Source organism: Bradyrhizobium sp. Leo78 (assembly GCF_059512425.1).
Window position 1 is genome coordinate 31,248 of record NZ_JCAMOT010000028.1, and the last position, 12,676, is coordinate 43,923.

Annotated in this window: 10 protein-coding genes; 5 read left to right on the plus strand and 5 right to left on the minus strand. The window is 64.0% G+C overall.

All coding sequences use genetic code 11. The features are described 5' to 3' along the window. Nucleotides 1–73: 73 nt before the first annotated feature. Nucleotides 74–2,341 carry a marine proteobacterial sortase target protein gene (locus AC5ZG1_RS29260; RefSeq protein ID WP_496134836.1) on the minus strand — a complete coding sequence of 756 codons (2,268 nt, stop codon included), beginning with the start codon at nt 2,339–2,341 and terminating at the stop codon, nt 74–76. Nucleotides 2,342–2,527: 186 nt separating this feature from the next. Between AC5ZG1_RS29260 and AC5ZG1_RS29265 the strand changes: the two genes are divergently transcribed. Continuing rightward, complete coding sequence (locus AC5ZG1_RS29265) at nt 2,528–3,289, plus strand: helix-turn-helix domain-containing protein (RefSeq protein ID WP_496134878.1); 762 nt, start codon at nt 2,528–2,530, stop codon at nt 3,287–3,289. A gap of 7 nt (nt 3,290–3,296) precedes the next feature. On the opposite strand, the gene AC5ZG1_RS29270 is transcribed toward AC5ZG1_RS29265, so the two are convergent. From AC5ZG1_RS29270 to AC5ZG1_RS29280, 3 genes are all read right to left on the minus strand, one after another. Further along, the gene (locus tag AC5ZG1_RS29270) at nt 3,297–4,010 is read right to left on the minus strand and encodes a DUF1614 domain-containing protein (protein WP_130228115.1); all 714 of its coding nucleotides are present in this window, start codon (nt 4,008–4,010) and stop codon (nt 3,297–3,299) included. Nucleotides 4,011–4,263: 253 nt separating this feature from the next. After that, entirely contained in the window at nt 4,264–5,487 is a 1,224-nt protein-coding gene (locus AC5ZG1_RS29275) for an ABC transporter substrate-binding protein (protein WP_496134837.1), read from the minus strand. A gap of 172 nt (nt 5,488–5,659) precedes the next feature. Then, complete coding sequence (locus AC5ZG1_RS29280; RefSeq protein WP_496134838.1) at nt 5,660–7,207, minus strand: acyl-CoA synthetase; 1,548 nt, start codon at nt 7,205–7,207, stop codon at nt 5,660–5,662. A gap of 209 nt (nt 7,208–7,416) precedes the next feature. Between AC5ZG1_RS29280 and AC5ZG1_RS29285 the strand changes: the two genes are divergently transcribed. From AC5ZG1_RS29285 to AC5ZG1_RS29300, 4 genes are all read left to right on the plus strand, one after another. Continuing rightward, the gene (locus AC5ZG1_RS29285; RefSeq protein ID WP_496134839.1) at nt 7,417–8,553 is read left to right on the plus strand and encodes an acyl-CoA dehydrogenase family protein; all 1,137 of its coding nucleotides are present in this window, start codon (nt 7,417–7,419) and stop codon (nt 8,551–8,553) included. Nucleotides 8,554–8,691: 138 nt separating this feature from the next. Next, nucleotides 8,692–9,855: an acyl-CoA dehydrogenase family protein gene (locus AC5ZG1_RS29290; RefSeq protein WP_496134840.1), complete on the plus strand. Its 1,164-nt coding sequence runs from the start codon at nt 8,692–8,694 to the stop codon at nt 9,853–9,855. After that, nucleotides 9,855–10,511 (plus strand): glutathione S-transferase family protein, encoded by a 657-nt coding sequence (locus AC5ZG1_RS29295; RefSeq protein ID WP_496134841.1) that lies wholly within the window; start codon nt 9,855–9,857, stop codon nt 10,509–10,511. The genes AC5ZG1_RS29290 and AC5ZG1_RS29295 overlap by 1 nt, the downstream gene beginning before the upstream one ends. 203 nt (nt 10,512–10,714) lie before the next feature. Further along, the gene (locus AC5ZG1_RS29300; protein WP_496134842.1) at nt 10,715–11,521 is read left to right on the plus strand and encodes a helix-turn-helix domain-containing protein; all 807 of its coding nucleotides are present in this window, start codon (nt 10,715–10,717) and stop codon (nt 11,519–11,521) included. A gap of 144 nt (nt 11,522–11,665) precedes the next feature. Here AC5ZG1_RS29300 and AC5ZG1_RS29305 read toward each other — a convergent pair whose 3' ends face one another. Next, nucleotides 11,666–12,508: a universal stress protein gene (locus AC5ZG1_RS29305; RefSeq protein WP_456641370.1), complete on the minus strand. Its 843-nt coding sequence runs from the start codon at nt 12,506–12,508 to the stop codon at nt 11,666–11,668. Nucleotides 12,509–12,676 lie beyond the last annotated feature (168 nt).

Genomic DNA, 12,676 nt, shown 5'->3' on the forward strand with positions numbered 1-12,676 from the left:
CGCGCGCGGCCTTCGGGACGGGAGGCCGCGCGCGCCAAGAGGAGGTGGGGGCGCCTCCTCTTGGCATTCGGCGTCAGTGGGCGAAGTTCTGACGCCGGATGAATGCGAACAGGAGCAGGCTGAGCGTGAGCAGGATCGCGCCCGCGATCATCTTCAACTCGGCGTCGGTCGCGGTTTTCGGCAGCTTGACCGTGTCGGGCGCCTGCACCACTGCCGGGCGTTTCAGGGCCGCGAGCTGCACCCGGCCATCGCCTTCCGCGCGCCGCTCGATCGGTGCCACCGGCAATTGCGGGCCATCGCCGAAGACCTTTGCGAAATCCCAGCCGGCGGGCAGGTTGAGCGGCAATTCGCTCACTTTCAGCGGCTCGCCATCGGGCCGGCTCGGAGTCTTGTCGACCGCAACCAGGCTGGTGAGCCGGGTCACGAGCTGATGCTCGAGCGCCAGTGCGAGGATGGTCTTGTCGGCATCGTCAGGACTCGCCTGCCGCGTGGTGCGCGCAACCTCGGCATCGTCGATCTTGCGCCGCGCCCACAGCTTCGACAGGCCCTTGCCTTCGGCGACGTTCGCCAGCGGCAGCGTCACGAGCCAGGGGCGATCGCCGATGCGGCCCTTGATCTCGACCGAGCCTGCGAGCTTGTCGAGCCTAGCCGCCAGCACCAGCGGCTCGCCGCGATAGAGGTCGGGAACGATCGCCGGCGTAACCTCGGCATGTGCGTCGGAGAATTTGGCGGAGAGACTGGTCACCGCGGGATTCTCGAGCTTGGCGAACAGCGCGCGCATGCGCTCCTCGACCTGGTCGGTGGAGCCGATATGGGTAAAGGCGCCGCGGCCAAGCTCGGCGGCGCGCGTCATCAGATAGGTGTTGGGCGCCGAGCCGATGCCAACCATGAAGATACGCGAGCGGCCGCGCATCGCCGTGATCGTCTCGAACAATTGCTGCTCGTTGCCAACAGCGCCGTCGGTCAGGAACACGACCTGGCGGACATGATCGGAATCACCATCCGAACGGTCTGTCAGCGCCGCCCGCATCGCCGGCACCATTTCCGTGCCACCATTGGCCCGCAGCGCGCTCACGAAGGCGTTGGCGCGGCCGAGATGCTCGCTGTCGGCCGGCACCGCTGATGGAAACAGCGCGTCCATGGTGTCGTCGAAACGGATCACGTTGAAGCGGTCGTTCGGCTGCAGCCGTCCGAGCGCGTAAATCAGGCTCGCTTTTGCCTGCACGATCGAGGTGCCGCCCATCGAGCCGGAATTGTCGATGACGAAGATCACTTCGCGCGGTCGCGGCTTCTGCTCGGCCTCAATGACGGCAGGCGGGGTGACGAAAGCGAGCAGATAGTCGGCGTCGCCGACATGCTCGCGGAACAGGCCGACTGATGGCGCCTTTTCGGCGGCAGGCTTCCAGGTCAGTTCGAAATCGCGGTCCGCCGGCACGAGCCCTTCGGCGAGCTTGATGAGCCGCGTCGCATCGTCGACGTCTTCGATCTTCACGATGTGATGATGGCTTTTCACCTCGCCGAGCGGAAAGCCAGCCTGCAGGCGAACGGTGATGTTGGTTGGATTGACCGGCGCATGCTTGGCCGGGTCGAGCACCGTCGGCGTGATGCGGTCGCGATCGGGAACGGGATCGGACTTCGTTGCACCCCAGCCGCCGCCATCGGGGCGGAGGTCGACGCTCTGCACGATCGGCGCGGGATTGTAGCGTGGTGCTACCACCATCGGCACGCGCAGCGAGAATTCGTTGCCGGACTGCTGCACCGGCTCCTGATATTCGATCTGCACCAGCACGGTCTCGCCCGGGCCGATATTGGCGACCGAGTTGGTGAAGATGTTCGGCCGCTCCTGTTCGGTCAGCGCGGCCTTCTGGCCGTTCCGTTTGGCCTGCTCATAGATGACGCGCGCTTGGCGGCGCTCCTTGATGTCGCCGACCACGATGCGATCGCCGACCACCATCTTCAGCGTGTCGACTGCGCCGCCCGTCGGTAGCGGATAGACGTAGACCGCTTCGACCCAGTCCTTGGTTGGGTTGCGGAAAATTTGCGTGACGCGGGCGCGGATGGTCGGGCCCGACACCGTGAGGTCGACATCCGTGCCGAGCCTGACGGCGTCGTTATAACCCTCGTCGGTCTTCAGCAGCAGCGAGCCGGAACGGGCATCGCCCGGCTTGATGTACGCTGCCGGTGGCTTGATCTCTGCCGACCGGGCGGGCGCGAAGTTCACAAAGAGTGCTGCGAACCCGATCATGAGCGCAGCAATGCCTTCCACCAGAAAGAACAGCACTATTCGCATCCTGCGCGACAGGCGCGGGCGGCCGGTCGCGATATAATCGCACGTCGTCATTTCCTTCTCCCGAGGGACGTCTTGGATACTCAAAATCTTCGGGAAAGTGCGTCGAGGCGCGAGCAGAATGATCGGCATTGTTCAGCCGCGGGCAGGCGCCGTACGCCGCGCCGTCGGCGGCTTTGTGCGGTTTTGTGCTGAAATGTACGGTCTGGTAGAGTTGGCGTGAATCAGCATGGGGTGACGATGCCGACGCCGGACAAGCAGCTTTCCGAGGAACAAAGTCGGCAGATCGCGGAGCTGATCCGCGAGGAATTGGCGCGCCGGCGCATCTCGCGGCAGGCGCTGGCCGAGCAGGCCAAGCTCAGCCTGTCGACGCTGGAAAAGGTGCTGGGCGGGCGCCGCCCGTTCACGCTGCAGACCACGGTGCGGCTCGAACAGGCACTCGGCGTCTCCTTGCGCAAGGTCCAGCCCGTGCCGGCGCCGCCGGTGGCCAATGGCGAAGTCGCGCCCGACGGGCTGGGGGCCTATTCGCGGCGGGCGGTGCAGTGGATCGAGGGCACCTATCTCACCGTCCGGCCCTCGTTCGGGGCCAAGGACGCGGTCTACGCCTATCGCACCGAGATCGCCTGGGATGACGCCGTCTCGTCGCTGATTTTTCGCGAGGGCGAGCGGCTGGATGCCGCCTACACCCAGTTCGGCGATGTCGCCGTCCCCAACCAGTCCGGCTTCGTCTATCTCGTCACCAACCGGCACGGCCAGCATCGCCTGATCACGGTGTCCAGGCCGCGTAACACCGGCGAGATGTACGGCATCATCACCACCCTGCTCGCCGGCCGCGGCTCGCTGTTGACGCCGATCGCAGCTCCGATCGCATTCGTGCCGATCAGGAGTATCGCCAATCCCTCGGTCGGGCGGGTCTCGCCCGATGACGAGAACTACGCGCTCTATCGCGAGCATCTGCGCCGCACCGTCGACGAACCGTTCGCGATCTTCCTGCCGGGTTAGCGACGCGCTACGAAGTGCGGTGCAGGGGCGAGGGTGAAACGATGGCGGCGAGCAACACCGCGAGGATGCCGGTCAGGAACACACCATCAAACGTGCCGGCGCCGCCGATCGAGGCGATGGGCGCGCCCAGGCTGCCGATCTTGTCCAGGTTGAGGATATCGGCGCCGATCAGCGTTCCGACTGAACCTGCGATATAGGCGAGCGGCGCGGCATAGATACGCGAGAGCAGGAGCGCGATGATCGCGACGCTGACAACGGGCACGAACACCGGCACCGCGATGCCGATGCCCGGCACCGGCGTCGCCAGCCAATGGACGATGAAGGCGATGATGGCGGTGCCGATCGCGGCCCTGACCCAGAGCTCGTATCTGACGACCAGGTAGATCGACATGAATGTCGGAATCACCGCGCCGCCGACATTCACGGCCAGGATCGTGCTGGGCGCGGTCACCAGCGGCACGACATAACGCATGCCGAAGAAGTCGACGATCTCGCCGGATCTCACCGGCGGTCCCGACAATTCCGTGATCGGAATATTGACATAGCTGCCGATCAGCGAGCCGAACAGCAAAAGGAACGCAGCTCCTGGACTGACACCGAGGCTCAGATAGGCATAGCGGAGAATGCGGAGCTGGATCAGGATCACCAGCACCAGTGCCAGGAACACCAGGATCGAGAACGATCCCGGTGTCATCGGCAGATAATGCATCTGGCTTTCCACGATCGGCGGCTCGCTTTGTTGGGCCACTCGTTCAAGTGGGGAGCCGTCCGCACGATCTCAAGGACGACACGCACTCCGGCCCACCTCGCCCGCTTGCGGGGGGAGGTCGAAATTCAAGCGCAGCTTGAATTTCGGGTGAGGGGGAGCCTCCGCGAACTCATCTGTTAGCGTGCTCGCGGAGAGAGGCGCCCCTCACCCCGACCCTCTCCCCGTAAGAACGGGGAGAGGGAGGACTGACGCCATCGATTCACGACTAACCACCCGTCTCGGCGCTGATGATGTCGCCGAACAATTCCCACTGCCCCTTGGTGAACCGCATCATCTTGAGCTGCTCGATGGGGGCGAAGTCATTCGGGCCGGTGTTGATCTTGATGCCGGGGATCAGCGTATCCGGTGCGAAATCCTTCAGGCTGGCGGCCTGCTTCATCACATTTTCGCGGGTGAGATTGTCGCCGCACTGTTTCAGCACCTGCACCAGTGTTTGCGCCGCGGCGTAGCCATAAACGGTGTTGGTGTCGGTGACGTTGGCGCCCGGCATGTATTTATCGATGAACGCCATGAACTTCTTCATGCCCTCATCGTCCTTCCATTGCGGGTCGGACGCATCCTTGAGATAGCCCGCCGACAGCACGCCTTCGGATGCATCGAGACCGGCCGGCTTCATGACAGCGCCGATCGAGATCGAGACGTCGGTCATCAGGTGCATCGGCTTCCAGTCCAGTTCGGCGATCTTCTTGATCGCTTGTGCTGCGAATTTCGGCGTCGCGATGTTGACGAAGATGTCGGCGCCGGTGCCCTTCAGCTTGACGATGTGGGAATCGATCGAGGGCTCGGTGGTCTCGTAACTCTCCTCGGCCACGATGAGTTTTGCGGCTTTGTCGGCGAAGATCTCCTTGATTCCAGCAAGATAGTCTTTGCCGAAATCGTCATTGGCATAGAAGATCGCGACCTTGGCATTGGGCTTGTTCTTGAGAATGTATTTCGCGAAGATCCTGGCCTCGACGCGGTAGCTCGGCTGGAAGCCCATGGTCCAGGGAAAATCCTTTGGATCGTTCCACTTGCTGGCACCGGTGGCGAGGAAGAGCTGCGGCACCTTCTTGGCGTTGTGATATTTCTGCACCGCGGTCTGGGTCGGCGTGCCCAGCGCGTTGAATACCAAAAACACCTCGTCGCCTTCGATCAATTTGCGGACCTGCTCCACCGTCTTCGGCGGCGAGTAGCCGTCGTCGTAGGAGATCCAGTTGATCTTGCGACCGTTCACGCCGCCCTGGTCGTTGATCATCTTGAAATAGGCTTCCTCGGTCTTGCCGATGATGCCGTAGGCCGAAGCCGGGCCGCTATAGGCTTCGACATTGCCGATCTTGATTTCGGTGTTGGAGGCGCCGGTGTCGTATTTCTTCTGCGCAAATGCGCCTTGGGTCGAGAGCAGGGAGAACGCCGCGACGGCGGCAAGCAAAGCGATTTTCTTGTTCTGCATAAAGCAATTTCCTCGGGCTTTTTGTGGTTGGGGACGAACGCACGAAAATCGCCACCGGTCCCGGCAGGCGGCGGCGAAACCTGTTGGCGCGCTAGAGCATGATCCGTAAAAGTGGATACCGGTTTTCCCTCGCGACAAACGCGAAGCGTTTGCGCGGAGATCATGCTCGATGTCACGAAGCTTGCGCCAGATCGGTCGGCTTCTGCTCGGCGAATTGCTTGCGCAGCGTCGGCTTGTGGATCTTGCCGGTCGCATTGCGCGGCAGTGCCTCGACGAATTCGATGATGCGCGGGCATTTGAAGCGCGCCAGATTGGCCGTGCAATGGGCGTGGATATCCGCCGGCGTCAGCGTCTGCCCCGGCTTCACTGCGACGATCGCCATGCCGACCTCACCCCATTGCTCATCGGGAATGCCGATCACCGCGGCCTCGGCGAGCGCCGGAATCTGGTGCAGCACGTTCTCGACTTCGGCCGGATAGACGTTCTCGCCGCCGGAGATGTACATGTCCTTCCAGCGGTCGACGATGTAGTAGAAGCCCTCCTCGTCGACGCGCGTCGCATCGCCCGTATGCAGCCAGCCGTCGGTGAAGGAGGAGGCGTTGGCGTCGGGCCGGTTCCAGTATCCCGGCGTGATGTTCGGTCCCCTGACCCAGAGCTCGCCGAGTTCGCCCACGGCAGCGTCGGTGCCATCGGGACGCACGATCCGCACTTCCGTGTGCAGCACCGGCTTGCCGGCGGAGCCCGCCTTGCGCGCGGCATCCTCGCGGTCGAGCGCCATCACCGCGGGCGAGGTCTCGGTCATGCCATAGCCCTGCTGCAGCGCCACGCCGCGCGCTTCCCATACCTTCAAGAGCGGCACCGGCATCGGTGCGCCGCCGACGCCGCCGATGATCAGCCGACCGAAATCGGCGCTCGCAAACGACGGATGCTGCGCCATGAACTGGTAGATCGCGGGCACGCCGAAGAAGGCGTTGATGCGCTCAGCGGGATCGCTGATCAGCCGCAAGGCTTCGCCAGGATCGAAGGCGCGCATGATCAAGACGGTGCCGCCGGCATGCAGCACCGGGTTGGTGTAGCAATTGAGCCCGCCGGTGTGGAAGAGCGGCAGCACGCAGAGGAACACCGAGGATGGCGAGATGTAGGCGAGGCCGCCGAGATTGACGCAATTGAAGAACGTCATGCCGTGAGTGATGATGGCGCCCTTCGGCTGGCCTGTTGTGCCCGAGGTGTACATGATGGTCGAGATGTCATCGAGCGTGACAGGCTCGAATGTCTCGATCGGCTTTGCTGCTGCGATGCCGGCTTCATAGGAGCCATCAGGGCCGAGCCGCAGCGCCGTTGGCACGTTGCAGAGCCCCGCGACGCTGAGTGCTGACTCGGCGAGGTCGCCATCATGGATCATGACTTTCGGCGAGGCGTCGCCGACGATGAACTGCAGTTCCGGCACCGTGAGGCGGGTGTTAAGCGGCAGGAACACGGCGCCCAGCCGGCCGCAGGCGAACTGCACTTCCAGCGTGTCAGTGGTGTTCAGCGCCAGCACGGCGACGCGGTCGCCGCGCCCGACCTTGAGCTGATCGCGCAGATGCGCCGCGAGCCTCGAGATCCGCGCATCGGATTGCGCATAGGTGAAGCGTCGGTCGCTGCCGAGGTCGACCATCGCGACCTTGTCAGGTGTCCGCCGGCCATGATGAGCGATCCAGTCGTAGTAACGAACCGGCAAATGTCCCTCCCACGGTGGGCGGTCTGGCGCCGCCTGATCATGATCCGCAGGGATACCAGTGGACGGGCCGGGGCCGGAATCTGTCTTGCGTTTAGTGGCTGGACCGGGGGTAGGATTAGTGCCCATTCGTCCCCGGCAGCCACTTGACGCAAGTTGGCGCGGCGATTTCCGGACATCGTTCCGGACACAGGAATCGACGGAGCAAAGGGATGGCGAGCCCATTCTACACCAGCGAGCACGAGGCCTTTCGCGAGGCGGTGCGCCGTTTCGTGCAGAAGGAGATCGAGCCCTACGCCCATGAGTGGGACGAAGCGGGCGAGTTTCCGCGCGAGCTCTATCGCAAGGCTTCCGAGATCGGTCTGCTCGGGCTGGGCTTCCCGGAGGAATATGGCGGCATTCCCGCCGACCAGTTCATGAAGATCGTGGCCTCGCAGGAACTGGCGCGGGCCGGCGCCGGCGGCATCAGTGCGAGCCTGATGAGCCACACCATCGGCTCGCCGCCGGTCGCGCGCGCTGCCCGTCCTGAGGTCAGGGCGCGTGTGCTGCCGGAAGTGCTGCGGGGCGAGAAGATTTCCGCGCTCGCGATCACCGAGCCGAGCGGCGGCTCCGATGTCGCGAACTTGCGCACCAAGGCGCGCCGCGACGGCGATTATTACATCGTCAGCGGCGAGAAGACGTTCATCACCTCGGGCGTACGCGCGGATTATCTCACGGTCGCCGTGCGTACCGGCGGCGAGGGGCCCAGTGGCGTCAGCCTGCTGCTGATCGAGGGCGATACGCCCGGCCTGTCGCGGACCAAATTGAAGAAGATGGGCTGGTGGGTCTCCGATACGGCGACGCTGCATTTCGACGCGTGCCGGGTGCCGGCTGAAAACCTGATCGGCGAGGAAGGCCAGGGCTTCAAGATCATCATGCAGAATTTCAACAGCGAGCGCATGGGCATGGCGGCGAGCTGCACAGCCTATGCCCGCGTCTGCCTCGATGAGGCGGTCGCCTACGCCAAGGAGCGCAAAACCTTCGGCAAGCCGATCGCCCAGCACCAGGTGGTCCGGCACAAGATCGTCGACATGGCGCAGAAGGTCGCAGCGTCGCAAGCGATGCTGGAGATGCTGGCCTGGCGGCTGGCGCAAGGCGAAAGCCCGGTCGCCGAGATCTGCATGATGAAGAACCAGGCGACCCAGACCATGGCGTTCTGCGCCTCCGAGGCGGTGCAGATTTTCGGCGGCGCCGGTTTCATGCGCGGCGTCAAGGTCGAGCGCATCTACCGCGAGGTCAAGGTCAACGCCATCGGCGGCGGCACCGAGGAAATCATGAAGGATCTCGCCAGCCGGCAGATGGGATTGTGAGAAAGACTACACCACCGTCATGCCCGGGCTTGTCCCGGGCATCCACGTCTTTGCTCCGGCGTGATCGGATAGGCGTGGATGGCCGGGACAAGCCCGGCCATGACGAGCGACCAAGAACGCCGATTGGAGTCTGAACAGATGATCTTCACCGCCGACCACGACGAACCCCGCCGCGCCTTGCAGAAATTCATCGCGGCCGAGATCAATCCCCATGTCGACGAATGGGAGGACGCCGGGATCTTCCCCGCGCATGAGCTGTTCAAGAAGCTCGGCAGTCTCGGCTTCCTCGGCCTCAACAAGCCCATCGAATTCGGCGGCCAGGGGCTCGATTACAGCTATGCGCTGATGATGGCTGAAGAGTTAGGGGCCATCAGATGCGGCGGGGTACCGATGGCGATCGGGGTGCAGACGGATATGGCCACGCCCGCGCTGGCGCGGTTCGGCTCCGACGAGGTGCGGCGCGAGTTCCTGGTGCCGGCGATCGCGGGCGATCAAGTCGCCTGCATCGGCGTCTCCGAGCCCGGCGCCGGTTCCGATGTCGCCTCGATCAAGACCAATGCGCGCTCCGATGGCGACGACTACGTCATCAATGGCGGCAAGATGTGGATCACCAATGGCACGCAGGCCGATTGGATCTGCCTGCTCGCCAATACCAGCGATGGCCCGGTCCATCGCAACAAGTCGCTGATCTGCGTGCCGATGAAGAGCAAGGGCGTCACCATCGCGCGAAAGCTCGACAAGATGGGCATGCGCTCCTCCGACACCGCGCAGATCTTCTTCGACAATGTCCGGGTGCCCAAGCGCAACCGGATCGGCGAGGAGGGCAAGGGCTTCACTTACCAGATGATCCAGTTCCAGGAGGAGCGTCTGTGGGGCGCCGCCGCCTGCCTGAAGGCGCATGAATTCATCATCAACGAGACCATCGAATATACCCGGGGCCGCAAGGCGTTCGGCGGCTCGATCCTCGACAACCAGGTGGTGCACTTCAAGCTCGCGGAGATGCAGACCGAGGTCGAGCTGTTGCGCGCGCTGATCTATCGTGCCGGCGAGGCGCTGGTCGCGGGCGAGGACGTCACCCGTCTCGCCACCATGGCGAAGCTGAAAGCCGGCCGGCTCGGCCGTGAACTCACCGACGCCTGTCTGCAATATTGGGGTGGGATGGGTTTCATGAACGAAACCCCGGTCAGCCGCGCCTATCGCGACAGCCGCCTGACCTCGATCGGCGGTGGCGCTGACGAAGTCATGCTGATGGTGTTATGCAAGATGATGGGCACATTACCCAGCGTGAAGGGAAACGCCTGATGGTCACGCTCTATCACTGCGACGGCGCGCGTTCGTTCCGGCCGCTCTGGATGCTCGAGGAAATGGGATTGGCCTACGAGCTCAAGATGCTGCCGTTTCCGCCGCGGGTGTTCGCGAAGGACTATCTCGCGCTCAACCCGCTCGGCACGATTCCCTTGCTGATCGATGGCGAGACGCGGATGACGGAGTCTTCAGGCATCTGCCATTACCTTGGTACCAAATATGGCCCGACACCGCTGATCGTCGGACCCGACGAGCCCGCCTACGGTGCCTTCCTCAACTGGATGTATTTTTCCGATGCGACGCTAACCTTTCCGCAGACTCTGGTGCTGCGTTACGCCCAGCTCGAGCCGGAGGAGCGGCGCAATCCGCAAGTGGCCGGCGACTACGCCAAATGGTTCTTCGGCCGTCTGCGGGCGGTGGAGGCCGCGACCGGCAAGGCCGAGACGTTGTGCGCCGGCCGCTTCACCGCCGCCGACATCGCCATCGGCTACGCACTCCGGCTCGCCGACAATATCGGGCTCGCCAAGGATTTCGGTCCCAATGTCGCAGCCTATTGGGCGCGGCTGCAGCAGCGCGAGGCATACCAGCGGGCCGTCGCGGCGGAACGCAAGGCCGGCGAGGAGCAAAACGTCGCGCCGCGGGTGCGTGGGTAAAGCGCCCGCCCCGGCCGTCACTGCGAGGAGCGACAGCGACGAAGCAATCCATTTCTCCACTCGTGGTGGCATGGATTGCTTCGCTTCGCTCGCAATGACGGAGAGAGCCGTTTCCTCGCCCCAATTGTAACGGTGACTTCAGCCAGATTTCGGCTATGGTGGCGCCGCAACGGCCGGGAAGAGCCGTGCGAGGAGGAACCACCATGGACGACCAGGCCCGCGAAGTAGGCCATCTGATGCTGATCACGCCGGAGCGCGTGTTTTACGCCGGACTGCTCGGCCGCCCGCGCGAGCGCTGTCCGGGCGCATTCCATGTCTATGTCGCGATCAAAGGCCGCCTGCACCTTGCGACCAGCGATGGCCGCGAGTCCTATGGTGATCTCGTCGTGACCATGCCGAACCTGCGCCATACGATCGCGAGCGACTATCGCTCGGCGATCTGCGTCGCCATCGAGCCTGAGAGCGTTCGCGTCGGCGCGCTCGAGTCGTTCTCAAGGCTGTTGACGGGCTCGGAAAGCCAAATCTTCGCCGACCGCATCCGCGCCGCCTATGCCGCGCTCGGACGTCGGCAATATAGCGACAACCTCTCGAACGCCGAGTTCGACATCATGTGCTTCGGAGAGGGGCTGCCGCAGCGTGTGCTCGATCCGCGCGTGGTGCGGGCCATCATGCGCATCGGCAAATTCTCCGGCGAGCCGGTGACGGCGGCGGATTGCGCGGCGGATGCCGCGCTGTCGCCCTCGCGCTTCCTGCATCTGTTCAAGGAGGAGACCGGGATCTCGTTCCGCTCCTTCCGTGCCTGGAAGCGGGCGCGGCATCTGTTGCATTTCGCCAACCAGGACATCAACCTGGCGCATCTGGCGCAGGACATCGGCTATCCCGACTCGACCCATTTCAGCCACTCGATCCGCCGCTTCTACGGCCTGAAGCCGCGCGCGATCTTCTCCGGCTCGCGCGATCTCGCGATCTATCGCAGCAGCGGATCGTGCACGGAAGCGGTGGTCCCCTAATCGTCATGCCCGGGCTCGTCCCGGGCATCCACGTCTTCCTTTGGTGTCGCCGGCACGTGGATGGCCGGGACAAGCCCGGCCATGACGGAGAGAGCGTCTACAATTCACTCCTGGGTCCAGCCGGTCGCTGGCCGCCTTCCGCCATCAGTGCGACAGCAGCACGGGCAGCGGCGGGTGTGACATCATGCTGAGCGTGGCGCCGCCGAGCACGAATTGGCGGAAGCGGGAATGGCCGAACGCGCCCATGACCAAAAGGTCGCTGTCATGGCTCGTCAGCGCAGCCTCCAGCGCGTGCGCGACCGAGCGGCCCGCGGCATCGACGGTGTCGAGGATCACCTCGACGCCGTGACGGGCGAGATGCTTAGCAAGTTCCGGCCCGGACCGCTTGGTGTCGATGCGCTTCTCATTGGTCACCGTCACGATGTGGACGCGCTTGGCCTGCTTGAGCAGCGGCAGCGCATCCGCGACTGCGCGTGCGGCCGGACGGCTGAAATCCCAGGCCACCGTTGCCGTATTCAGGATGAACGGCTTGCGGCTGGTTTGCGGCAGCAGCAGGACGGGGCGTCCGGATTCGAAAATGATCGGCTCGGCATTCCAGGCGCCGAACAGGGCATTGTCCTGGACCGGAATGATGGTGAGGTCGCGAAGCCGCGCATACTCGACCAATAGCTCGCGCTGCTCGGAGGTCAGGCAGCGTTCCAGGATGCGCTCCTCGAAGACGCCGCGCTTTTCCGCGGCGGCCTGGAACGCTGCGAGCGCGGCCTCGGCCTGAAAGCGTGATTTCTTTTCATCGGTCGCGGCGATTCCGGGAACGTCGAGCAGCGCTGGGCTCAGGAAGCTGCCGGGCACGGCGACGCGGATCTCGCAGGCGATCGCGGAAATCTTGGCACCGACGGCGGCGGCGAAATCGGTCGCAAGATCGATCGCCGCCGGCGGCGTCGTTTCGGGGTAGCTCGCGAGCGTCAAGAGGAGGTCTTTGTAGGCCATGTCGTGTCTCCCAGAATCTGGGGAAACTCATAGCCCCGTCGCGGCGTCCGGGTTTGATTCAGAGCAAACCTCCATGCGCGCTATTGCCACGGCGACCGGCCTGCCGTCGCGGCAATAGCCAGTCAACGCAAGAGGGCCCCGGCCAAATCCCGCATCATGCAAAAAACC